The 23,967-nt window shown below is 72.5% G+C and carries 17 protein-coding genes; all 17 read right to left on the reverse strand.

Annotated features, from left to right (window positions below; genetic code table 11):
* Window positions 1-7: 7 nt before the first annotated feature.
* The 17 genes from B1759_RS08700 to tssK all read right to left on the reverse strand — a co-directional run bounded on the left by B1759_RS08700 (window position 8) and on the right by tssK (window position 23,737).
* The gene (locus tag B1759_RS08700; protein WP_095514620.1) at window positions 8-1,096 is read right to left on the reverse strand and encodes a hypothetical protein; all 1,089 of its coding nucleotides are present in this window, start codon (window positions 1,094-1,096) and stop codon (window positions 8-10) included.
* A gap of 3 nt (window positions 1,097-1,099) precedes the next feature.
* The gene (locus B1759_RS08705) at window positions 1,100-1,561 is read right to left on the reverse strand and encodes a DUF4150 domain-containing protein (RefSeq protein ID WP_095514621.1); all 462 of its coding nucleotides are present in this window, start codon (window positions 1,559-1,561) and stop codon (window positions 1,100-1,102) included.
* 2 nt (window positions 1,562-1,563) lie between these two features.
* Window positions 1,564-2,583 (reverse strand): DUF2169 domain-containing protein, encoded by a 1,020-nt coding sequence (locus B1759_RS08710; RefSeq protein ID WP_095514622.1) that lies wholly within the window; start codon window positions 2,581-2,583, stop codon window positions 1,564-1,566.
* 9 nt (window positions 2,584-2,592) lie between these two features.
* Window positions 2,593-3,057 carry a hypothetical protein gene (locus B1759_RS08715; protein ID WP_143537316.1) on the reverse strand — a complete coding sequence of 155 codons (465 nt, stop codon included), beginning with the start codon at window positions 3,055-3,057 and terminating at the stop codon, window positions 2,593-2,595.
* A gap of 45 nt (window positions 3,058-3,102) precedes the next feature.
* Window positions 3,103-5,292 (reverse strand): type VI secretion system Vgr family protein, encoded by a 2,190-nt coding sequence (locus B1759_RS08720; protein ID WP_158225183.1) that lies wholly within the window; start codon window positions 5,290-5,292, stop codon window positions 3,103-3,105.
* A 4-nt stretch (window positions 5,293-5,296) separates the two neighbouring features.
* Entirely contained in the window at window positions 5,297-8,125 is a 2,829-nt protein-coding gene (gene tssH / locus B1759_RS08725) for a type VI secretion system ATPase TssH (RefSeq protein WP_095514625.1), read from the reverse strand.
* Between the two features lie 171 nt (window positions 8,126-8,296).
* Entirely contained in the window at window positions 8,297-9,316 is a 1,020-nt protein-coding gene (gene tssG / locus B1759_RS08730; protein WP_095514626.1) for a type VI secretion system baseplate subunit TssG, read from the reverse strand.
* Window positions 9,313-11,085, reverse strand: a complete 1,773-nt coding sequence (gene tssF, locus B1759_RS08735; RefSeq protein WP_095514627.1) for a type VI secretion system baseplate subunit TssF — start codon at window positions 11,083-11,085, stop codon at window positions 9,313-9,315. The genes tssG and tssF overlap by 4 nt, the downstream gene beginning before the upstream one ends.
* Before the next feature lie 4 nt (window positions 11,086-11,089).
* Window positions 11,090-11,500 (reverse strand): type VI secretion system baseplate subunit TssE, encoded by a 411-nt coding sequence (gene tssE, locus B1759_RS08740; RefSeq protein WP_095514628.1) that lies wholly within the window; start codon window positions 11,498-11,500, stop codon window positions 11,090-11,092.
* A gap of 96 nt (window positions 11,501-11,596) precedes the next feature.
* The gene (locus tag B1759_RS08745; RefSeq protein ID WP_095514629.1) at window positions 11,597-12,073 is read right to left on the reverse strand and encodes a type VI secretion system tube protein TssD; all 477 of its coding nucleotides are present in this window, start codon (window positions 12,071-12,073) and stop codon (window positions 11,597-11,599) included.
* A 141-nt stretch (window positions 12,074-12,214) separates the two neighbouring features.
* Window positions 12,215-13,747 carry a type VI secretion system contractile sheath large subunit gene (tssC, locus tag B1759_RS08750; protein WP_198948796.1) on the reverse strand — a complete coding sequence of 511 codons (1,533 nt, stop codon included), beginning with the start codon at window positions 13,745-13,747 and terminating at the stop codon, window positions 12,215-12,217.
* Window positions 13,748-13,813: 66 nt separating this feature from the next.
* Window positions 13,814-14,326: a type VI secretion system contractile sheath small subunit gene (gene tssB, locus B1759_RS08755; protein ID WP_095514630.1), complete on the reverse strand. Its 513-nt coding sequence runs from the start codon at window positions 14,324-14,326 to the stop codon at window positions 13,814-13,816.
* 160 nt (window positions 14,327-14,486) lie between these two features.
* Entirely contained in the window at window positions 14,487-16,103 is a 1,617-nt protein-coding gene (gene tssA / locus B1759_RS08760; RefSeq protein WP_095514631.1) for a type VI secretion system protein TssA, read from the reverse strand.
* A 3-nt stretch (window positions 16,104-16,106) separates the two neighbouring features.
* The gene (gene tagF, locus B1759_RS08765) at window positions 16,107-17,036 is read right to left on the reverse strand and encodes a type VI secretion system-associated protein TagF (protein WP_095514632.1); all 930 of its coding nucleotides are present in this window, start codon (window positions 17,034-17,036) and stop codon (window positions 16,107-16,109) included.
* Window positions 17,037-17,163: 127 nt separating this feature from the next.
* A complete protein-coding gene (gene tssM, locus B1759_RS08770) occupies window positions 17,164-20,685 on the reverse strand; it encodes a type VI secretion system membrane subunit TssM (RefSeq protein ID WP_095514633.1) in 3,522 nt (1,173 codons plus the stop codon).
* A gap of 12 nt (window positions 20,686-20,697) precedes the next feature.
* Window positions 20,698-22,311, reverse strand: coding sequence for a type IVB secretion system protein IcmH/DotU (gene icmH, locus B1759_RS20460; protein WP_095514634.1), 1,614 nt, complete (start codon window positions 22,309-22,311; stop codon window positions 20,698-20,700).
* 10 nt (window positions 22,312-22,321) lie between these two features.
* Complete coding sequence (tssK, locus tag B1759_RS08780; RefSeq protein WP_095514635.1) at window positions 22,322-23,737, reverse strand: type VI secretion system baseplate subunit TssK; 1,416 nt, start codon at window positions 23,735-23,737, stop codon at window positions 22,322-22,324.
* Window positions 23,738-23,967 lie beyond the last annotated feature (230 nt).

Below are 23,967 nucleotides of genomic sequence, written 5' to 3' on the forward strand. Positions count from 1 at the left end.
AGGAGGGTCAGAGGGCAGACACGAGGACGGCGCTACGGCGAGCGGTCGCTTCGGCACCAAGCACGAGGGCGGTCGGGGCCGGAGCGTAGCCCCGAGCGAAGGCGCGAAAGGCGACGGCAACACCGAGTGCCCCGCTCGCGGCACCGGTGTCGCCGAACGCGAGGGCGGGATAGGTGGCCGCCTCCAGCCCCTCCCGAAGCGACGGTGCCTGCGAGAGCGCATGGCCCCACTCCGCCGACCGGAAGGGCTCGCCGTTGCAGTCGGAGAGAAGCCAGGGGGAGGTGGCACCCGCGAGCGACTGCGCGAGCGCGGCGAGGGCGCGCCCCGTCGGCGGGCGTCCCGCATAGAGGTGTGCGGCCTCGTCGGCCACCGCCGCGTCTCGGACCAGGCCCACACACGTCCCGCTGGTGTCGCGTTCGAGCAGCAGGAAGACCGCCGCCTCGCCCGGGGCCAGGCCCGGCGTCGGCCCCGACTGGTCAAGGCGCTCGTGCTCGGCCAGCCGACCGACGACCGAGCTTCGGATGAGGCTGTCGAAGGCCCCCACGACGCACGCCTCCCCGACGCGGAGCCGGTCGAGGGCGAGGCGGAGGCCCAGCGCGAACCCGGCGCGGCCCTCGAAGAGCGTCAGGCGCTCCGGCGAGACAGGCATCCCGACACCCGCGGCGAGCGCGTCGCCCAGCCGGTGCGCGGCCAGGGCCACCTCGGCCGCGACCGGGTCGGCCTCGGGCACCTCGTCGGGGTCGACCTCGTCGGGGTCATCGTCCGGATACGGGGGCTCCACGGGGAGCCCTTCCGGCGCAGCCACGACCCAGCGCGCGCGCGCCAGCACCTCGGCCGGGGCCGACGCCGCGAGGCTCCGCGCCCCGAGTTCGGCGACCCGCAGGAGCCGCCCGGCGCCGTCGAAGCCCCGCGTGAACGGGCCGATGGGGTGCCCGACGGCCGGAACCGGGTCCTCGGTCGCGGGCGGCGTGACGAACCCGTCCAGCAGCGACGGGCGCGACAGGCCAGCGCGCGCGGCCGCACAGGCGGTCGTGACCTCCAAACCGAGGCTCGACACGAGGCCGATGGCCGTGACAGCGAGGGGCGGCGTCTCCACGGATCAGTACGCCTTGCCGCAGATCGCGCAGTCCGGCTTCGGAGGCAGCCCGACGGCCACGACAGGCGGCTGGATGACCGGGAAGGGCGGCGTGTTCTTGTCGTTGTGGAGCATGATGTCGAACGCCCGTGCCACATTCTTGCCTTCCACCTTGACATCGAAGGAGAACATCACGAACTCGGCCTTGCCCTTGATCTTGTTGCTCACCACGCCCCCTCCCGCAGACCCGGCCTCGTCGCCGGTGCTCATCCTGAAGTTGGAGTCTTTTGTGCAAATCGGGTTGCCGTCCATCTTCACCTTCTTGCTGCCCTTCGCGGTGTCGCTCGACATCGCGATGTTCGGGTACGGGATCGGGACCGGGCCGCCCGGGGTTGGCGTCTTGCAGACGTCGGGGAAGGCCGTCGTGATGCCGGTGCTGGCCTTGTGGACCACCGAGAGAAAGTTGACGCCGACGGAGGAGGGCATGGCTAGTTGAGGGTGATCGTGATGTCGCCGAGGTCGTAGAGGTCGCGTGGCAGGCGCAGTCCGCCGCTCCAGACGAGGACCACCTCGCCGTGCCGCCCGCCGTCACCGTCCACCACGACCCGGTCCAGGCCGAGGCTGACGGGCAACGCGCCCTTCGCACGACTCTCGGCGGTGGCCGACGGCGACAGGCCGGGCAGGGTAAACCGAAGCAGTCCCTGCGGCGACACCCCCAAGGCCGCCCCGTGCTCGTCGCCGCGGAGACGGCCCGGAACCGACAGCCCCGGAGGCGCCGTGTCGAAGAAGCGGCCATCGAAGTCGTCGGGCAGAAGCGGACGGCGCGTCTCCATCCAGGCCTCGTCGTAGGTGCCGGCGAAGGCCGACCGGGGCTGCCATCCGGGAGCGACAAACCCGACGGGGGCGGGGGCAGGCCGGTCCTCCGGGGACCGGATCAGCGCATCGGGGCGCTCGAAGTTGGGCAGCCGGGACGCGTCCACCACCTGCTGGCTCCGTTTGGCGCGGAAGCCGACCCCGACGGGATTGCGAGGATCGAAGTCGTGATCCTGCTCCGCACTCGACGACGCGTCAGTGCCCCCGGCGGCGCGCTCGTAAGCGAGCGGGATCCGCTCGTAGGGCATGGGCCGGGAGATCCGCGTGATGCCCAGGGCCGCCTGCCACTCGCGCTCCCCGAACACACGAAACGACGCCTTCGCCGCCCCGAGTTGAATCCCTACGTCGCCCTCTCGGTCTCCCGGTCGGACAGGATAGGCCGAGCCGGTCAGCACCACGTCCGTCGAGCCCTTCCGGATGGCGAGGTCCGACGCATAGACGAGGCTCGACACGCCCGGCTCGCCGGTGAACGCGTCGGCGAGTGCCACCTCCCGCTGGGCCTCGGCCGGGACCATCCCCCCGGCCCCATCGAGCGCGTAGGTCGCCTTGAGCATCACGACGAGGAGATCCGCCCCGTCGAGGTCGGAGACGACGGTGGGCAGCGCGGCGAACGGCGTGGGGTTGACGATCTCCATCGGAGGCGCTCAGTTGATGGCGACGCTAGCGCCTTTGACCTTGTGGAGCCGCTTCGCCCGGCTCGTGATGTCGGTCCCCAGCACTACCACCTTGCCGCGCTTGTCGATGCGGATGGAGCCGCCGCCGCACTCCAGCGAGAGCGACTCGTCGGCCGCGATCGTGACCTTGCGGCCCGCGATCCGGACGGTCTCGACGCCCTCCGGGATCACCACCTCGACGACGCGGGTGGCGGGCCCGGCGGGAGCCCGAGGCAGGCCGACCCGGCCGAGCACATAGCCCTCGTCAGCCCCGGTCGGCGCGACGACGAGAACGCGGTCGCCCTCTACGGCCTGAAGCGGACGGTCCTCGGACATCTGGAGCAGACGGCACAGGCTCTCGGCTCCGTCGTCGTGGCGCACGGTCACCTCCCCCGCGTCACCGACGGCGCAGACGGTCGCCTCTCTCATCTGGGTACTCTGTAGAAGGTCGAACATGGCTGGCTGGAAGTCTGCGTGGGAGGTCGGCGTCCTGCGGGCGGGCTAGTTCTCGGCGATCTGGGATCCCTTGAGCGTCATCTTGCCCGAGGCTTTCAGGTCGATCTTCTTGCCCTTGATGGAAACGTCACCGTTCTTCTTCATGATGATCTCCGCGCTCCCGCACTTGAGCGTGAGTTGATCCCCCGCGTCCACGACGACCTTCTTGCCGCCAGTGACCGTGAGGTTCTTTCCGGCCTGCAAGACCCCGTCGTCCGCGATGTTCAAGGTCGCGTTCTTGCCCACCTTGAGATCGTAGTTCTTCCCCGCGCGCGACGAGATGTCGGAACCCGCGCTGACGCTGGCGTTGCCGCCGACCGTGATGGAATGGTTGCCCCCCACGGTGACCGAACTCTCGGCACCGATGGCTTCGGACTTTGCGCCGCCCACCCCCAGCGTGTAGGAAACGCCGATCGTGACGGAGCTGCTCACACCCACCGTCTCCGTCTTGGTGGACCCGACGGACAGGGTCATCGACGTGCCGACGCTCTCGGACAGGTTCGCGCCGATGTCCATCGTCCGGTCGCTCGCCACCTGGATTGCCTGGTTGCGGCCGACCTCCAGCGAGGCGTCTCGTCCTACATCCTCGACCTGGTCCCGCCCCACCGAGAGCGCCTCGTCGTTGCCGACGGTCTGGGTTCGATTGGTCCCGACGGTGTTCTTCTGGTTGTCGACGACCTCGCAGAGGTGATCCTTGGTGGCGTGCATGAACACCAACTCGGCGCCCTGCGTGTCGTCGAAGGTGAGCTCGTTCTCCCCCCACGAGCGCATCACGTTGTGGGCGGCGTTGCTGCTCGTGACCGGCGAGAACTGGGTCGGGTTGTAGATGGTCGAGAGCCCCACGATGCGGTCCACGTTGCCGTCGAGGCAGGCGACCACCATCTCAGCGCCCTTGTGGACGGGAAAGTGCTGCCCGTAGCCCGGGCCGGTGTACGGCTGCGCGAGGCGGACGGGCTTCGTCGCGCCCGCGTCCCCGGCGTCGCCGAGGTCGAAGGGGAAGCGGACCCGGTAGCGGCCCTGGTCATCGACGGGCGCGTAGGTGCCGCCGGCGCTCTCGACGCGCGCCGTAAGCACGCCGGGTAGCTTCGGCTCGGGCGTCAGCCGGGGCGGACGGTAGGGCGTGCTCGCCGGGACGCAGGTGAACGCGTTCGAGTACTCGGCGAGCGCCTCGTTGGTCACCCCCGCCTCGGAGGCATCGGGCTGCGAGCCGCGGTGGTGGACGTGCGTGAGCAGGTAGTCCTGGTTGAGGCCGTCGCGGTAGTGGTCGGCGAGGGTGAACGTGAAGCCCGTCCGGAAGCGGAGGCAGTCGCCGGTGCCGGTCATGACGAGCCGTGTGGTCTCAATCTCCTCGTTGCGGACCTTCGCGATCTGCGCGCTCCGCCCGCCGTCCATGACGTGGATGCTGGAGTCGGAGTGGATGCCGACCGCCTGCGCGCCGTCGATCTCCGACTCGGACGCGATCTCGGTCTCGGGCGTCCGGTAGTTGTAGTTCGTGACGCGCGTCTTGGCAGTCACCAGTTGCTGACGCGCGAGGAAGTCGCGGATCGTCTCCAGGCTGTCGGTCGGCCGGAGGCCGTCGGCGTGGCTGTAGCCGACCGTCGGGTCGCCCGCGACAGGCTTGGCGTTGCCCGCGTCGTCGCTCAGGACGAGCGTCTCGGTGCCTCCCTCGTGCTCGAAGCAGTAGCGGATGCCCTCGAACTCCAGCAGCCGCTGGACGAAGGCGAGGTCGGTCTCCTTGTACTGCGTCGTGTACTCGCGCGGGTCGTAGCTGCCGGAGAGCTGGAACTCGTGGTCCACGCCCGCCTCGTCGAGCACCTTGCCCACGATCTCCTCGACGGACAGATTCTGGTAGATGCGGCTCTGGAACGAGAGCGCGAGCCGGTGCAGGCGCGGCATCACGACGGCGCGGTACGCGTAGCGGAACTCCGACTGGCCGCCCGCCTCGTGCGACTGCTGGAAGTCGACCACGATGCCGTTGACCTCGGACGGCTCGTCGCCGCGGTACATCGTCAGCGTGGCCGCCTTGTCGATGACGGCCTCGAAGTCCACCTCGGGGTCGTCCGAGACGAGGTCGATCTCGAAGCGGTAGGGCTGCGAGATGGTCTCGACGCCCTCGAAGCGGACCACGCGGCAGGTCTCCGGCGACAGCGGGCCGCAGGAGAACTCGTGGCGAGCGATGCGGTGGATAGAGGCCATGGGCTCAGGCGGTCGGGTCAGAGTCGGCCGGGTCGGAGTCGGCCGGATCGGCGTCATTCGTCACGGGCTCCTCCGGGGCGGGGGCGTCGGCCGCTGCCTTCTCAGCCACGGGCTCCGCGCCGAGGGTCGGCTCGGGCACGGCGCCATCGCCGCCGGGGGCCTGCCCCGGGTCCGATGCAGCATCGGCCGCCTCGGGCGTGGCGTCGGACGGCTCGGGGAGCCCCTCGCCGGGCTCGACGAAGGTATAGGTGAAGTCGCCCGCCTCGTCGATGCCCAGGTGGAGGGCAGCGGGCAGGCGCTCCTCGGCGAGGCGCGTCAGGAGCGCGCGGCTGGCGGCCGGGAGGACGGTCCGGTCGATGATGGCGTCGATGTTGCGCGCGCCCGCGTCGATGGTCGTGCACCGGTCGGCGATGGTCTCGACCACGTCGTCCGAGAACACGAACCGGATGCCGTGCGCCTCCCGCAGGCGGCGGTCGACCTTGTTGAGCTTGAGGCGCGCGATGGCGCCCATCGCGTCGCGGTCGAGGCTGAGGTACGGAATCACGTTCATGCGCCCGAGGAGCGCGGGCTGGAAGTGCTGCGCGAGCGGCTCGTGGATGAGCTGCCGCAACTCGTCCAGCCGGGGCGCCTCCTCGGCCATTGACGCCTGCTGGACGAGCGCGCTGCCAACGTTCGAGGTACAGAGGATGACTGAGTTCGAGAAGTCCACCTCGCGGCCCTCGCCGTCGCGCAGGATGCCCCGGTCGAACACCTGGTAGAACATCTCCATCACGTCGATGTGAGCCTTCTCGACCTCGTCGAGCAGCACCACCGAGTACGGACGCTGGCGGACCGCCTCGGTGAGCACGCCGCCCTCGCCGTAGCCGACGTAGCCCGGAGGCGAGCCCTTGAGCTGGCTGGTCGTGTGGCTCTCCTGGTACTCGCTCATGTTGATGGACACGAGGAAGCGCTCGCCGCCGAACAGCAGCTCGGCGAGAGCCCGGGCCGTCTCCGTCTTGCCGACGCCCGAGGGCCCGGCAAGCAGGAACACGCCGATGGGCGCGTCTTTCTTCCGCATCCCGGCCTTGGCCGTGCGGAGTGCGTCGGCGATCTCCTGGAGCGCCTCGTCCTGGCCGCGGATGCGCTCTGTGAGGCGGTCCTCGAGTTCGAGGAGCATCTGCGCCTCGTCCTTGATCATGTCCCCGATGGGGATGCCCGTCCAGTCCGCAATGACCTCGGCGACGACGCGCTGGCCGACCTCGGCGTGAACGAGCGGCCCGTTGGCCTCCTGCATCTCGTCCAGGCGCGCGTGCAGGTCGCGGACGTCGTCGGGCAGGTCGCCTCCGGCCGTCGCAGCGGCGCGGCGGGCGGTGTCAAGTTCCCTGGCGAGGCTCTGCTCCTCGCGCCAGCGTGCTTCCAGCGTCTCCTTGTCGGCGGTGAGGGTCTCACGCTCGGTCTCCAGCTCGGCCACGCCCTCGTCGTCACCCAGCCCGGCGGCGAGGTCGCGGCGGCGGGCCGTCAGCTCGGTCTCGACCTCGTGCAGGCGGCGGCCGAGGTCGTCGAGCGCAGCGGGCGTCGCGTCCTGCGACATCCGCACGCGCGCCGAGGCGGTGTCGATCAGGTCGACCGACTTGTCGGGCAGCTGGCGGCCGGAGAGGTACCGGTCGGAGAGTTCGACGGCGGCGCGGACGGCGGCGTCGGTGATCTGGACCACGTGATGGTCCTCGTAGCGGTCGCGGATGCCGCGCATCATCACGACGGCCGTCTCCACGTCGGGCTCGTCCACCTTGACCATCTGAAAGCGGCGGGCGAGCGCGGGGTCCTTCTCGATGTGCTTCTTGTACTCGCTCCACGTCGTCGCGCCGACGGTGCGCAGTTCGCCGCGCGCGAGCGCGGGCTTGAGCAGGTTGGCCGCGTCGCCGGTGCCCGCCGCGCCCCCGGCGCCGACCAGCGTGTGCGTCTCGTCGATGAACAGGATGGTCGGCTTGGGCGCGTCCTTGACAGCGTCGATGACGGCCTTCATGCGCGCCTCGAACTCGCCCTTGACGCCCGCGCCCGCCTGGAGCGAGCCCAGGTCGAGCGCCGCGATCTCGGCCCCCTTGAGGCTGTCCGGCACGTCGCCCGCCGCGATCCGCAGGGCCAGCCCTTCCACGACCGCCGTCTTGCCGACGCCCGCCTCGCCGACCAGGATCGGGTTGTTCTTGCGCCGCCGCGACAGCACGTCGATCACCTGGCGGATCTCGCGGTCGCGCCCGAAAATGGGGTCGATGGCGCCGTCGCGCGCCTTCTGCGTGAGCGACTCGGTGTAGATGTCGAGCGCCGTCTCGCCCTCCTGGCCGGTGGCGTCCGCCAGGGGGCGACCGCCGCGGGCCGTGGGGCGGCTCTCCTCGGACCCCTCCACGAGCGAGAAGAAGCGGTCCCGCAGGTCGTCCGCCTTCGCCTCGGCCATGGCCTCGCGGACGGGCGAGGCCGCGAACGCATCCGCCTCCAGGAACGCCTCCAGGAACGCGCCCGAGCGGATCTCGGCCAGCCCGTGGTGCACCGACCCGGCCACGAACGCGCGCTCGATCAGGTCCAGCAGCAACGGCGAGAACGCGGGCCGACCGGCGTTGCCGGTCCGGTACGCCTCGACGACGCCGTGGAGCGCCTTGCCGACCCGGCCCGGGTCCACATCGAGGCGGGAGAGAATGAGCGCGGCGTCGCCGGTGCCGTCCTCCAGCAGCTTCAGCAGCAGGTGCTCGACGGTCACCTCGTAGTGGCCGCGCCCGACGGCCAGACCGGCGGCGCCCTCCAGGGCCCGCGTCATGGGGTCGTTGAGCTTCAGAAGCAGGCGCTTGACGTCTTTGGAGATCATAGGGGCGGGGAGTCGTTGGCCGGGAAGGTCGAGGGCGCCTGCGTTACGCGGTCGGCGAGAGGGATTCGTAGTGCGTGTCGCGTGCCGCTCCATCGCCGAAGCGCTCGGCACGAGACGCGACCCGGAACACGCAAGGCGTCAGAAACGGAGGGATGATGGGTACAGTCGACATCACACCGGGACGTAGCGGACGCGCCGACGCACCAGGGGCGTCGTCGGCGTGCCGAGGTGGGCGTTGCGACCGAGGCGGGCGCTCTCGGTGTCTCCGAGGACGAGCGGCGGCGCCTCGGCAGACTTGAGGAGCAGGTCGACATCGTAGTCGAGCGTGTCGGACGTGTAGAGGCGGACGAGGGCGGCCACGCGGCTGGCCCCTCCGCGGCCGGGCAACAGGTCGCGGAAGGCGTCCAGACCCAGCGGGCCGATCTCCAGCCGGAACTTGCCGGACTCGTCGTAGATGCGCTCGCCCACAACAGCGTCGATGCCGAGGCGGGCGGCCCCGAGGCGCGGGCGGTCGCCCAGGCGCACCAGCCGCGGCACGTTCTCGATCACGCGCACCGCCAACCCGGTCGCGTGCTCCAGCACCGCCCGCAGGCCCTCGGCGTTGCGGGCCCACGCAGACAGACGCGCCGCCAGCGGCAGCAACTCGCGCGTCGGCACCACCGCCTCGTCGGTCGTCCCGGCGCCGGTCAGCGCCGAGGCACGCGTCGCGTGCGCGTCCTTCCGGTCGACCGTCCAGCCACGGACTTCGGGACGGTACCGCGCCCACGCCCGCCACAGCTGGGCGTACGTGCGGTGGCCGAGCAGGTCGAGGAAGTCGCGCAGCGGCCGCGTATGCGCCTCGCGCGTCGAGATCCGCTCGTGGAAGGCCGCCGGGAGCGCCGCGTCGACGCCGAACAGGCCGCCGAAACCGACCTCGACCGGCACCGGCTGCCCCGGCCCCTCCGGCGCGCGGACGTGCCGCACGTCGGATGCCGGGAAGACGCTCGCCGCGTCCGGGCTGATGTGGACCGACTCCTTCCGAAACTCTGCCCCCCCCACCGTGTGAGGGCCACCGCGCGCCGCCGCCAGCAGGCGGACGGCCTGAAAGAACTCGTACCGGTGCCCCTCGCGCACGAGCGCACCGAGCGTACCCTCCGGCCGCGGCGTGCGGTCGGCATCGGCGCGGTCCGCGCGGGGCGTGGGGTCAGTCATACCAGCGGGCGGTGGCCGCGGTCGGGCGTCCACGTCATCGTCCGGCCCGAGGGGACCGTCTCGATGGTCAGGTGGACGAAGGCGTTGATCGTGGCGTAGAGCGACAGGAACTCGCTCAGCACGAGGCCGAAGAGGGAGAGGTCGCCGTCGTCGGCGAAGTGGCCGTCGGCGACCTCGACGGTCACGTGGGCGCCCCGGCGGACCGCGCCCCGGCGCAGGACCTCGGCGGGCTCCCAGCGGACGGCTCGGAGCCCGCGGCGACGGCGGCGGCTGGCCTCCGTGTCCGCCCAGTCGTAGAGGTCGAGCAGGCCCGTCAGCGCGTCGTGGGTCGCGACGGAGCCGTGGCTGAACGACCAGTGCGCCAGGAGCGCCCAGAGCAGGTCCGGGTGGCGGCCGAGCGGCGGGCGCCGCGTCATCGACGGCCGGTCCAGGTTGCCAACGGTCGCGATCTGGGGAGCGACCGGCGAGAGACGGTCCACCATGCCCGGCTGGAGCGCCTCGTAGGGGAGCGAGCCGTTGGTGCAGCGGAGCGACACCGAGAGCGTCTCGGGCGTCGGCTCCCCCGCGTCGAGGTCGGGCCCAGCGAGCAGCAGGTAGAGGTCATGCGCGGCGCCTGAGCCTGGCCGACGGAGCACGTCGAACGAGCGCTCGGCGTCGGACGAGAGGCCGAAGGCACGAGCGTAGGTCCGGCGCCGCGCCGTCCCCTGCTCCACGCCGACCACGCTCGACACGTCGTAGGGCTCGATGCCCGCGCGGTGGCGAAGGCTGGGGAGGACCCGCTGCTCGGCCCAGGTGTGCTCGGCGCGCGTCGGCTCCGCGTCGTGGTCGAACAGGTTGACGGCCGGCGTGCAGTGGAGCCGGACGTGCTCGGCCTTCAGGCGCCGGTCCTCCGGGTACGGACGGTCGAACACGAGGTCGACGGCGAACTGCTCGGCGGTGGGCGCAGCCTCGGCGAGTGTGTCGAGCCCGAGGAGGTCGACCTGCCAGAACTTGCGGCGGAACAGCAGCATCTCCTGCAGCAGCCGGAGGCCGGACGGCAGCGCGTCGCCGTGGGGCAGCAGCGCCTCGTCGGGTGCCAGCCCCGCCGGGCGGACGCCCGAGGCGCCTCGCATCACCACGTCGGGGGCGGCTCCCTCGCCGGGGCGAGCCGCGAGGCTCTCGCCCGCACGAGCTTCCGTCCGCGTCACGTGGCGGGTCAAGAAGAGGTGCGCCGTGGACGCCACCGAGCCCTCGGCGTGCAGCGTCAGGCGGAGGCGCGACAGGTCGAGCGACGCCAGCGTGGCGCCCTTGTGGAGCGTAAAGAGCAGCCGCGCCCGGCTCGTCTCGTCGGGGTCGTAGCGCAGCTCCACCGAGGTCAGGTCCAGCGGGTGGAGCCGCACGTCCTGCGTGGTCTGGAACCGACACGGCGTCCGCTCGGGACCGACCGGCGCGGACAGGACCTCGGTGCCCCGCGGCAGCGTCGTCGACTCCTGCACCAGCCCCGGCTTCGGGTCGAAGGCCAGCACGCAGCAGGACGGGAAGGGCGTCAGGAAGTGCGGGTACAGCAGCCCGACGAGCCGCTGGGTGTACTCCGGCAGGTCATCGTCCAGCCGCTCCTGCACGCGCGCCGAGAGGAACGCGACGCCTTCGAGCAGGCGCTCGACGTACGGGTCGCGGTCTTCGAGCGCATCCAGGCGGAGCATCCGCGCCTGGTCGGGGTGCGCCTCGGCGAAGGCGGCCCCTCCCTCGCGGAAGTAGCGGAGCTCGCTTTCGTAGTGGCGATGCAGCATGGGGTTAGGCAGTCGGGCGGACGGCCGTCTTCTCCTGCGAGCCGAACGTCGTCTCGAGGCGGATCCGGTGGCCCGGCTCCACCTCGCCACTGATCACGAACGTGACCCGCATCTTGTAGGGGTCGGCGTCGCGCGGCTCCACGCGGACGTGGGCCAGGCGCGGCTCGTAGTCCATCACGGCCTGCCGGATGGCCTTGCGGAGGATGTCGTAGGTGCCGTCCCGGCGGATCGAGGACAGGTCGGGGAGGCCGTAGTCCGGCAGGTGCGGCACCGACCCCTGACGCGTGTTCAGGAGCCGCTGCAGGTTGCCGACGATGCTGTGGACGCGGTGCTCGTCCGGCGACACCGAGGCGACGGGCGTCACCCCGCCGAACCGGCTCTCCAGCACGTCGAACAGCGCGAGGCGGATGGTCATGGGCGAGCGGGGTACCGGGCACACGGCACGAGGGGAGGCCTGCACTCACGGAGGAGCGCTCCACGTCCCTCGCACCGCGTACCCCGTACCGGTGGGCTACCGCGCCGCGACCCAGTCGTCGGTGTGTTCCAGTGCACCGTCGGTCCAGGTCCACGTGACCTTGCCGTAGACGAAGCTGTACTCGACCATGTGCGGGTAGTGCTCCTTCTCGACGTTCTTGACGTTGGGCACGTCGAGCTTGACCTCGGCCACCTTGACCCGCTCCAGCAGGATCGTGTAGTACTCCACCTCGGTGCCGGTGTCGTCGATCTGGAAGAAGCTGAACTTGACCGTGTCGTAGGTCTCGCCCTCGGTGACCGCCTTGTAGATGTACGGCGTCGCCGCGTCGATGGCCGCGCGGACCGTCATGCGGCCGTGCTGGCGGACGCCCGAGGAGCGGCCCGAGTGGATGTCGGTCGGGATGTGGACGTTGTGGTCCATCTCGATGATCTCGATCGTGCCCTCGCGGCCGGCGATCTCGACGGAGCCTTTCACGCCCCCGTCGTTGATGCTCATGTAAATCGGAGTAGGCATAGCGGTGCTCCTGAGGAGCGGCTTGGGTACAGGACGCCCGAGCCCGGGGGCGCCGGCCGAGTGCCGGGCCCCCCGCGCAGGCGGGATGCCGATCGGAAGTCCCTCACGGCGGAGACGGGAGACCCCGGAGGGGCCGTCCCACTACTTCTTGGGCATCTTGCCCACGAGCGAGAGGCTGATGTCCATGCCCTCGATCTGGAAGTGCGGCTTGATGGCGGTCTGGACGCGGAAGAAGCCCGGGTTGTCGTCCAGTTCGACCACCTTGACCTCGGCCGCTTTGAGCGGGTACTTGGCGACCTGGGCCTGGCTCGGGTTCTCCATCTCCGTCACGAGGCCCTTCAGCCAGCGGTTGAGCTCGCCCTCGATCTTGGCAGCGTCCTTGGTCGCGCCGATATTCTCGCGCTGGAGCACCTTCAGGTAGTGCGCGATGCGGGACGCCAGGAAGATGTACGGCAGGCGCGCGTTGATGCGGCTGTTGGCCGTCGCCGCGTCGTCGTCGTAGAGCTTCGGGCGCTGGGTCGAGTTGGCCGAGAAGAAGGCGGCGAAGTCGCGGCCCTGGTAGTGGCTCAGCGGCATGAAGCCGAGGTTGGCCGCCTCGAACTCGAGCGTCTCCGAGATGGGCACCTCGGTCGGGATCTTGGCCTGCTTGCCCTTGCCGACGTCGTAGAGGTGGACGGGCAGGTCGTCGACCTTGCCGCCGGACTGCGGGCCGCGGATCTGGACGCTCCAGCCGTCCCGCTGGAAGGCGCGCACCATGTTGCTCGCGAACGCGAACGACGAGTTGCCCCAGAGGTAGCGATCGTGGTCGGCGCCGGAGACCTCCTCCTGGTAGTTGAACGTCTTGACGGGCACCGTGTCCGGTCCGTAGGGCAACCGGAGCAGGTAGCGCGGGAACGTCAGGCCGAGGTAGCGCGAGTCCTCGGTGTCGCGGAGCGCGTTCCACTTGGTGAAGTCCGCCAGCTCCATGTAGGCCGAGAGGTCCGGGATCTTCTTCCAGTCCTCCATGGACTCCTTGCCGAAGAACTGCGGCCCGACGGCCCCCAGGAACGGCGCGTGCGCCGAGGCGGCCACCTTCGACACGTTGCCCAGCAGCGCCATGTCCTGCGGCGAGGCGTCGAACTCGTAGTTCGAGACGATGGCCGAGTAGGGGTCGGCGCCGGGCTGGTCGTAGGCGTTCGTGTAAACGTGCCGGTAGAGCGCGCTCTGGATCAACTCCGGCGAGTCCTCGAAGCTCTCCCGCAGCGTGTCCTTGGACACGTTGAGCATCTCGATCTTGACGTTCTTGCGGAAGTCCGTCCGGTCCACCAGGAACTTGAGCCCGCGCCAGGCCGACTCCAGCTTCTGGACCTCGGGGCTGTGCAGGATCTTGTCGAGCTGCTTGCTGATGGTCGCGTCGATGTCGGCCACGAGGCCGTCGACGAGGTGCTTGTCGATCTTCGCGACCGGGTCGCCGGACTTGGCGACGGCGTCGACGAAGACGCGGAGCGCGGCCGACATCATGGCCCCGCGGTCCTGCCCGCCGATGGCGTCGGCGTCGGAGAAGGCGTCGATCCGGACGTCGCCGGAGGTGGGCGCCTGGACGTCGACCTTCGCGAGGATGGAGTCGAGGAGGGAGCCCTCGGCCTCGGTGGTTTCTGCCGCCGCGGCGTCGGTCTGCATCTGGCCCTCAGCCATAGGAACGGGGAGTCGGGGGAAGGGAAAACGGAGTGGGCGCCGGGGCGCCCCGGTCGGGGAAATGGTCTAGGCCGCGTCGTCGCTGGGGGCGTCCTCCTGGATCACCTTGTCCAGTTCGGCGAGGAGTTGCTCGCGCGCAGCCGGGTCGTTGATGACGGACTCGATCTGCTTGCGGAAGTCGGCCGCCGAGATGAGCCGGTTGCGGAGATCCTGGAGCAGGTTGCGGGTCGCGAGCAGTCGCGAGAGCTCCGGGACCTGCTTCGCGATCTGGTCCGGGTTGAACGACTTCATCGAGTCGAACGTCAGGTCGATGGCGAGGTCGTCGTCGTCCGTGAGCGTGTTCGGGACGGCCGTCTTGACGCGCAGCTCCTGCGACCGGAGGACATCCTCGAAGTTGTCCTTGTTGAGGTTGATCACCTCGCGGTCTTCGAGGGGCGGGCCGTCCTCTCGGTTGGTGAAGTCGCCCACGACGAGCATCCGCATCGGGAGCTCGACGCGCTCCGTCGCGTCGCCCTTGGCGACTTCGAGGAACAGGTTGACGCGGGCGGGCGGCTTCTCGTGCTGGAAACTCTGGGACATCGGCGAGGGGGCAGTGAGGCGTCTGGTCTGTGTTACAGGAAAGGCCGACGCCGAGCGTCATGCCCCCCTGGATTTTTAGGGGGTGGAGATGGGGACCGCCACCCTCGCACGGGTGAGGAGGCGCCCCGCCTCGGCCCGGTCCTCGCGAGCGCCACGCTCCCTACCCCTTCGCCGGAGGCGGCGTGCTGCGCATGGCCAGCGCGGGGTCGAGGCGGGCGAGGCGGGCGAAGGCGTCGCCGGCCCGCTCGGTGAGAGCGGCCTTCCGCTGCGGACTCCCGGCGGTCCCGGTGAGCGCGGTGGCACAGGTGTAGAGCAGGCGGAGCGCGCGGGCAGCCGCGACGGGGTCCCACACGTCGAGTCGGTGGGCGCGGAGTGCGTCGTCGGCGTCGTCCAGGAGAGCCAGGGCCACGTCGGGGCGTCCCGCGCCGAGGCACATCTCGGCCGCGGCGACACCGCGCTCGAAGCGGTCGCGCGGGGCGCCGGCCCCCGCCATCAAGGCCGCGACCGCGCCGGGCACGTCGCCCCCGGAGGCCTGCTCGCGGGCGGCCTGGATGGCCTCCGCGCTGGCGCTGTCGGCCGACGCCCCGCCGCCGCCTTCGGCGGGTGCGGCGATCTCGTCCAGCCACGCGGCCGTGAGCGGGTCGGCGAAGGGCGTCTTGTCCTGGAACGTCAGCGTCGGTAGCATCGGCAAGCGGCGGACGAGCGCGGCGGTGGCGTCGACGACGGCGGCGTGGGCGGGCGCGGCGGGCGGCCCGAGGGCCTTGAGCGCGCTGGCGACGAGGCGCTGGAGGTCGAGCCAGAAGTGGAACGGGCTCTGCTGGAACGACGCCTCGCCCTCGCGTGCGAGCACGGCGTGGTTGCCCGCCGTCAGCATGCCCGCGAGCGCGTTGCGGCGGGCAGCGGGCGGGGCCGGGATCTTGCCCGTCGGCGGCGGGGCGGTGATGGCGCCCCAGCGGAGCGCCCGCACGAGTCCGAACGCGACCGCGTCGAAGGCGTCCGCCTCGCGGAAGAACTGCGCCACCTTCATCACCACGACCCCGGCCTCCTTGGCCGTGCTGAACGTCGCGTCGGCGCCGGACGCCGGAGACGACGATGCGACAGGCGACGGGGCCACGGCGGCGGGGGCCGGTCCGTCGGCCGAGGCAGATGGGGGCGACGGCTCGGGGGCGTCCGGTTCGGGCGTCTCTTCCTTCGGCGGCTCGGGCTTGGGCAGGCGGCGCAGTTGCTCGCGGATCTCGCGCAGGAGGCCGCTGAAGGCGGGCGCATCCTCCCCCATCGCCTCCGTCACGAACGCCTGGAGCGCGGCCGTGTCCGCCTCGGCATGGAGGAGCGACTCGCGGTCGTCGGGCGTGGCACGCTCCGACTGGATCCAGGTGCTCGTCCGCTCGGCGACGAACTGGAGGGCGGCCTGACGTCCGCGCATCCGGCGGAGCGGCGGGAAGGCGTCCTTCCAGAACCCCTCCACCACGGCGCGCGTCGCGGCCAGCCCCTCGGCGATGCCCGTGTAGCCCGCCGTCCGTGTGAGGCCGAGCACGAGGTAGCTAGCGACGGTGAGGTCCTTCGACTTCTCGGTCAGGATCTGCGAGGCGAGGTCCACGATGGCGCCGAAGTCCACGTCGCCGGTGGCCGCGCCGAGGGCGTCGACCTCGGCCTTGAGCGTCTCGAACTCGCTCTCGTACTTCATGTCGATGCCCGCCGGGGCGTCGCCGGGCAGGGCCGCGCGGATCGCGTCGAGGCGAGGCGTGGAGAGGGGCTCGGGGGCGTCGTCGTCGGCCATGGGTCAGCGGAGCGTGTGGAGGCGCGCGAGCACGTCGGCGACGGAGGCCTGCGGGTCGCGGAGGAGTTTGCGGAAGGCGGGCGTCATCTGGTCGGCGGCACGCCGGGCGTCCCGGGCCGCGTCCCGGTCCACGTGGGCGACGCGGTCGGGGTCGGAGGTGCCGCCGAGCATCGCCCGGAGCGCCGAGGCCGAGGGACTGGCGAAGAAGACGAACAGCGCATACGGCGGCCCGTCGGTCCAGAAGAGCGTCAGCGGGACGGCGGGCGTCGGGATCAGGTGCCAGCAGACGGCCAGCCAGACCGCCACGGCGTCGCGGCTGGCGAAGTCGGAGGCAGGCGGGGGCAGCGGGAAGCGAAGCCCGTAGGCGGGCGGTCCGGGCGGCGCCTTCGCCAGCCGATGGAACACGACGGCGGCCCCCGACGCCCCACTGCCGCCCCACGTCCGGCGCCACAACTCGTGCGCCCGCATCGTCCCGATGGCGCGCACGTGGCTGTCCACCTCGGGCGCACGACCGGACGAGGCTGCCAGCGCGGGAAACCGGCCGAGTCCCTCCGCGAGGTCGTCCAGCGCCGCGCCCCCGACGGCCGCCGCCACCAGGTTCGCGGACGCGTCGAGCAGAGGGCTCCAGCGGAGCGGCCACGACGCCGAGGTCGCCGGGTCGAGGGCCTCGCGCGCCACGGTCCGCCCGGCGAGAAGCGGATACGCCCGGCCCACGCGGTCGTGGCTCAGCCGCATCGCCCCGATCACGGCGTCGGCACCGGGGGGCGCGTAGACCATCCGGTAGAGCGGTCCGCTCCGCGCCCTCGACCCCGTTCGCAGGGCGCGCTGCACGAGCGCGTCGAAGGTGTCGAGCGCCGGGCTGGCGGGACCGCGCCGCACGAAGTCCGCACGTGCAGGAATCTTGCCGACGAGCACCGGACCGAGGCTGCTCATGGGGCCGCAGGACAGCACGCGAGGAGACGCTGGCGGTCCGCCTCTGCCGCCCACTCGTCCTCTCCACCTCGGCCATCGGCCGAGGCGGGCGGGGTCGGACCCGTCGGAGCGGTGGGTCGCACGGCGCCTAGTTCGCCGACCGCGGCAGCGAGAACCGGAGGACGCCCGAGGGGTTGGCCAGCGGCGAGTTCTCCGAAGTCGTTCGCATCTCGTAGCGCACCGTGACCGTGTGGGGACCGTCGCGGAACGACCACGAGACGTCGTAGGCCGTCCCGCCGCGCGGACGGATGGACGCGGCCTCCATCAACCGGAAGACAGCCCAGTCGCCCTCGAAGTCCTGCGTGAGCGGACCCAGCTGGCGCTGCACGGTGACGAAGGCGCCCGGCGCGCCCGGCCAGCGGAAGTCCGCCCAGCGCGGCGTGCCGAGCTGGTAGACGCTGTTGGTGCCCTGGATGCCCACCGCGACGGCGTCGACGGCGAGGGCCCGGCGGGCAGCGTCGGACGAGTAGGTCGGGAGATCCGGCTGGAGGCGGAACGTCATGTCGCCGCCGAAGAGCGCGCGCCCGATGGCCTTGCCGCGGGTGATGGCGTTCTGGAGGGCGGGCGAGCCGCCGCCGCCGAGCGCGGCCTCCAGCGTGACGAGTTCGCCGCCGGAGGGGTCGAAGAAGGCGCGGGCGTCGTCGAGGGCCGCGTCGCGCGAGCTGGACGGGTCGAACGGGTAGCGCCCGGCGATGCGGCCGTAGGCTTCGAGGGCCGTGTCGAGCGCCTCCTGCGCCGCGGCGGCGCCCGCCTCGGCGACCCCGGCGGCGGCGGCAGCCCCGGCCTCGCGGACCGCGAGTTGCTGCGAGATGTCGAGCGGCGCGAAGAACAGGTTGAAGCGCGTCTGGCGGTCCATGCCGCGGGTGCCCTGCTCCACCTCGTCCTTGGTGACGGCCAGCAGGTCGGCGGCCATGCCGGGGTCGCCGGCGGCGCCCGCGATGCGGCGGCCGAACTGCGAGAGCGCCTCCAGAGCGGCGTACAGGCCTTCGTCGGCCTCGCCCGCGGGCAGGCCGGGCGCGTTGAGGCGGTGGATGCCCGCGAAGGCCTCGGCGATCGGGTTGCGGGGCGCCTCCTCCTCGCCCTCCTCCTCGTCGTCCCCGAGGCCGACGGCGCTGGCGGCGCGGTCCAGGAGACCCTGCTGGCGAGGAGCGGTGTCCTCGGCGGGCAGCGTCGTCTGCTCGGTCACGACGGCCAGCAGCCAGCCGATGGGCGAGTCGGTCGCCGAGCCCAGGATGGCGAGCCGCGCCTCGGCGGCCGAGCCGGACACGTCCTTGTAGCGGACCGAGTGCAGGAAGCGCGTCCACGATTCGACGTAGTCCGCCTGGTAGCGGCTCATCAGGCCGTCGTAGACGGCGTCGGGGTCGCGGAGCTCGGGCGGGAGGTCGTCGGCGGTGCGGCCGAGGACCCAGTACTCGGCGGCCGGGTTGGCGGACGCCTGCTGGAAGCGGTCCTTCACCACGCGGTCCCAGCCGTCACGAGTAAAAAACCCCGGCACGATCCCGGCCGGGGCGAACAGCCCGAGGTGTTCTTCGGGCACGGCGTCCGGCAGGCCGAGGGGTGGCAGCCGGGCGAGCGCCTCGCGCCGGATGCGCCCGTAGAGGCCGTCGAGCGTCGGCGGCACGTCGACCACCGCGATGGCGGCCTGGATGAGGGAGCGGTCGGGCTCGAAGGGCTCGGCCAGGCCCGCGGCGAGGCCGTCTACGAAGGCATCGGTCTGGCGGACGATCAGGCCGGTCATCTCCTCGCGGTCGCCCGACGCCTCGCCGAGGGCGCTGCGCGGGGCCAGCTCGGCGAGGCGCGTCTTGAGCGCGTCCCGGTAGTACTCGCTGGAGCGGAGCGAGTCGGCATGCGACGTGAGGAGGAGGTACGCCTCCAGGTCGTTCTCGATGTCGACCCGGCGCGCGGCGCGCTGGGCGGCGAGCGTCTCGCCCGGCGTGTCGAGCGTGTCGGGCTCGTTGAAGCGGCGCGACCGCTCCAGCGACGCGCGCAGACGGGTCATGGCGTAGACGGCGACCAGCTCGCGCGCCTCGGCGTAGTAGAGCCGCTGGGCGGGCTCCCTGAGGGTCGAGGACCGGTCGAGGCCCAGCAGCAACGTGCGGCGGAGCGGGCTCGGCGCGATGAGCGCATCCACCTCCTCGCGCATCCGCTCCAGGCGGTTCACGTCGGAGTACCGGGCGCCGTCGGTGCGGAAGACGGCCTGCGTGGCCTCCTGGGCACGGTCGAGCACGCGGCGCATCTGGAGGCTGCTGCGGGCGCCCGCGAAGCCGAGCAGGATGGCCGCCAGCGCGGCGACGCCGAGGGCGGCGAGGCCGGTCCGCGTCATGGCCCGCCACGTAGCCCCGGCCGCGCGCTTCGTCCGCCGGGCGACGTGCTGGTCGGGGAAGACGACGTCCGTGAAGACATCTTTCAGGAAGTAGCTCTTCGGCTGCTCGGGCGGGCGCGGCGGCGGTGGCGTCCGCAGGCCGAACTGCTGGGCGAGCGCGCCGATGACGCGGTCGATGGGCGCGCCCTCCTGCGTGCCGCTCGTGAAGTAGAAGCCGCGGAAGAGCGGCCCGTCGGCGAGCGGGCTCGGGGCGAAGACGAGGCCGGAGAACCTGGCGAGCCGGTCACGCATCGCGCCGAACTCCAGCGGGAAGTCGTAGACGCGCTGGCGCTCCTCGCGGCGCAGGTTGCGCGAGAGGCGCTGGTTGCGCAGCGGCCGGAGCCGCTCCATGAGCCCGTCGAACTCGCGCTCGACGACCTCCTGCGGGTCGGCGGTGGAGTAGGGCTCGACGGTGGCGCCCCAGACCTGCTCGCGCGCCTCGCGGTCCAGCTCGCCGAAGAACTCGACGAAGCCCGGCACGAGGTCGGTCTTGGTGACCACGAGGTAGACCGGCAGCCGCAGCCCCAGCTGGCCGACCAGCTCGTCGACGCGGCGGCGGATGGTGTCGGCGTGGTCCTCCAGGTCGCGCTCGTCGCCCAGCAGGTCCTGCGCGGAGATGCCGACTAGGACGCCGTTGACGGGACGGTCCGGGCGGCTGTCCTTGAGGGCGTCCAGGAAAGCGTTCCACTCCTCCCGGTCCTCGTCCTCGGTGGTGTAGCGCCCGGCGGTGTCGAGGAGGATGGCCTCGTCGGTGAAGAACCAGTCGCAGTTGCGCGTCCCGCCGACGCCACGAACGCGCTCGGCACCGGCCGGGAAGCGAAGCCCGCTCTCCAGCAGCGCCGTCGTCTTGCCCGCGCCGGGGGGGCCGACGAAGAGGTACCAGGGCAGCGCGTAGAGCGCCTTCTTGCCCTTCCCGAAGAACCCGCCGCCGCCCAGGCTGGACGCCTTCAGGCGGGCGATGGCCTCGTCGAACGAAGTCTGCATCCGGTCGATCTCGGCCTTGCGGTCGGGCGCGACCTGCGCCGCCTCCCGTGCCGACTGCGCCTTGAGCGCGTCCTCGATGTTGCCGCCCTTGTTGCGCCGGGCCTTCATGGCCGAGGCGGCCAGCGCGCCGACGGCCGTCACCAGCAGCCCGATCACGAGCAGCAGGATCGTCGTCATCGGCATCCCGTAGCGGAGCAGCGTCAGGAGCACGCCGCCGATGCCAGCGGCGCCGAGCACGGAGAACAGGATGGAGCGAGGCGTCATGCCAGGGCGGGGCTACTCGGCCGGAGCGGCGGAGAGGGAGCGGAGGTCGTCGGCGGTGTCGCGGGCGGCGCCCGAGAGCGACACGCTGAGGCCGATGTAGAGGAGCGCCACGAGGACGGCCGCGCCGACCCACAGGGCCCACGTCGGGATGCCGCCCTTCTCGGCCTCGGTGGGCACCTCGCGCGAGCGGCCCCGCGGCGACAACACGCCCGGCGCGCCGTGCGCCCGTTCCAGGCGCCCGTGGAGATCATCCACGAGCCGTCGCAGCACCTCGCGGCCGTGGATCGCGTAGCGGCCCTTGAAGCCGAGCGCGAGGCAGAGGTAGTAGACCTCCAGCACGGCCGTCCGCGTGCCGCCCTCGTCGAGGAGCCGCTTGAGGCGCTCGAAGACCTGCTCGCCCGCGTCGTAGCGGTCGTAGTGCGTCAGCTGGAGCGGTTGCGAGGACCACGCGCCGTGGCCCGGCCAGTCGGTCGCGAGGATGGCCTCGTCGAGGAAGGCGACGACCGCGAACGTGGCCTCGTCGATGTCGGCAGTGGGCACGCCGAGGTCGCGGGCGGCGTGGGCGGCGTCGGAGAGGAGCGCCTCGATGCGCTGGCGCAGCGCGGTGCCGTCGCCCAGCCGGTCGGCGGCGCGGAGCTGGAGAATGAGCGAGAAGACCGGAGTGAAGGCGCCCGCCAACGTCCGCTCGGTGCCGAACGCGTCGGGCAGGTCCATCGCCCCGTCGCCGCCCAGCGGGTGGTCGCGGATGGACGAGTCGAAGCCGCCGCCCCCGCCGCCGAGGCCGGGGCCCTTGAGCGCGGCGAACGGGTCGTCGGTAGCGGTGCCGGGCTGGACCGTGAACGGGTCGGGCGCGCGCTCGGGCGGCGCGGGCGCGGGGACCGGCGGCGGCGGCGCGAACGGGTCGGCCGGCGTCACCGCGAACGGACCGGGCCGGGGTGCGGGCGGCGGCTCCAGGGTCGGAGGGGACGGTGCCGGAGGCACGAACGGGTCCTCGGCCGGGGACGGGGCGGGCGCGAACGGGTCGGACGCGGCCTCGCCGCCACGGAACGGATCCGGCGCTGACGGCGCGAAGGGGTCCTCGGCGGGGGGCGCGAACGGGTCCGGCGGGGGCGGCGCAAAGGGATCGGCCGGGGGCGGCCCCGAGACCGGCGTGAACGGGTCCGGCGGCTGGGGCGTAGGCGGCGGCGCGTACGGGTCGGGCGCGGCAGGAGCGGGCGGATCCGGCGCGAACGGGTCCACCATGCTCGCCGCGGGCGACGGGGGCGCCGCAGGGGGGTCGAAGTCGACCGGCGGCCCGAAGAGGTCGGTCGGTGACGGATCTGGTGCAGACGGTTCGGGCGAGGGATCGGGCGCGAACGGGTCGGCCGACGGCGCCCTCGAGGCGGGCGGTCCCGGGGGCGGGGCGGGGGGGTCCGGGGCGAAGGGGTCCGACGCGAACGGGTCCGGAGCGGACGGCCGGGAGGGCGCGAAGGGGTCCGCCGAGAAGGGGTCTGGCGACCCGGAGGACGGGGCGTCCGGCGCGAACGGGTTCGGCGCAGGCTCGCTCTCCTCGGGCGGAGGGCTTCCGTACGGGCGGTAGATCCGCGTCGCGTCGTCGTCGTCGGGGCGGGGGGCGTCGTCGGCCATGGGGAGGGGGTCAGCCCGGCGTCGGCGCGAGCAGCTCGAACTCGGCGTCGGCGAACTCGCTCGGGGTGAAGAGGGCCATCGCACCCGCGTCGCGGATGGCGTCCCAGAAGGGGCCGCTGCGGCGCGGCACGAAGTAGGCGGCGCGCGGGTCGACGGGCAGCCCGGAGGGTGGGGTCGGCGCGGCCTGCACGGCGAGGGCCAGCGTGGCCGACCGGATGACGGCCTCGATGGTGTCCGGCGACGCGATCCGCAGCATCTGCGGCAGCATCTGGCGGAGGTGCTCCGGGGAGACGCCCTCGCGGCGGACGGCCAGCACGAGGTCGGGCGCGGCCATCAGCTCGGGCGCGAGCGCGGCCTGGAACAGGTTGGCGCGGCGCCGGACGAAGGGCACGCGGGTGTAGTTCTGCTTCGGCGCCCGCCCGCCGAGCAGCTGGTCGATGGCGGCGACCAGCTCGCGGAAGGGGCCGGTGGGCTCGGCGTGGTCGTAGTGCGGCAGGTCGCTCGGCGAGGGGCCGGTGCCGGGAACGGCGGCCCAGAGGCGACCGGCGAGGCCCAGCATCTCCCCGAACACGGCGGAGGGGTGCGCCTCGGTGCGGCGGAGGTGGTCCAGGCGCGGCGTGGACGCGGCGGCGGCGGCGAGGACGGCCTGCGCGGTCACGTCGGCGGGCGAGATTTCGCGCTGGTTGCGGACGGCCTGCCAGCGGCGCGCGAACTCGCCGGCGCGGGCGGCCAGCCGCTCGGTCAGGCCGCGGACGAGCCCGTCGAGCGCGGGCGTCGCGCCGGTCTGGACGGACGGCGCGAGGTAGGCCGGGTCGGCGGCGAACGTGCCGTCGGCGGCGCGGACGACCTCGGCGATGGGGACCGTCACGAAGTCGGCGCGGGGCTCGCCGTCGAACAGCAGGCGCGCGTTGAGGCGGCCGACCTGCACGTCTCGCTCGTCGGCTCCGGTCGTGTCGTCCACGACGGCGGCGGTCTCGGCGATGAAGCGGGTCTCGCGGCGCGCGGCGGCGCCGTCCAGCAGCACGTTGGCGCCCCCGGCGCGGACCGACGGCACGGCGAGGTAGACGCGGACGCGGTCTGCGGTGGGGCCAAGCCCGTCGCGCACGTCGCGGGCGGCGGGCACGGGGCCGTCCTGGGGCAGGCGCACCGGCAGCCCGTCCGGCATGACCGCGCGGACGGCGCTCACGGCGACCTCGCCGTTGGCGAGCCGGTCGGCGTCGAGGTCGAGGTGGGCGAGGCCCCAGCCGTAGCGCGACACGGCGTCCACGCGGGCGTCGAGGTCGGCGCGGATGGCGCGGTCCCACTGCTGGAGATGGTGGGGGTCGAGGGTCATGCCCTCGTACCAGACGACGCGACGACGGTCCGACACAGGCGGGGTCAGGGTGGGTTCGGGAAGACGCTGCGCACGGACACGCCGCCTCCCCATCCTATACCGGGAACGGACCGTCAGTCGGTCATCCGCCGTCGGATCGGCCGGGCCGCTCCCGGACGACCGCTCGCCCGGCCGTCGCCTGCCCGGCCTCGCGTGCGGATCTGCGCCCTCGGTCGGCCCACGGGGCTACTGCGGCGGGGTCTGCGGGCGGACTTCAGAGCGGCGCACCGGGGTCCGATGCCCGATGCTGCGGGGTCGCCGCTCGCACTCGTCGGAACGCCGCT

The organism is Rubrivirga sp. SAORIC476 (assembly GCF_002283555.1).
Classification (GTDB): Bacteria; Bacteroidota; Rhodothermia; order Rhodothermales; family Rubricoccaceae; genus Rubrivirga.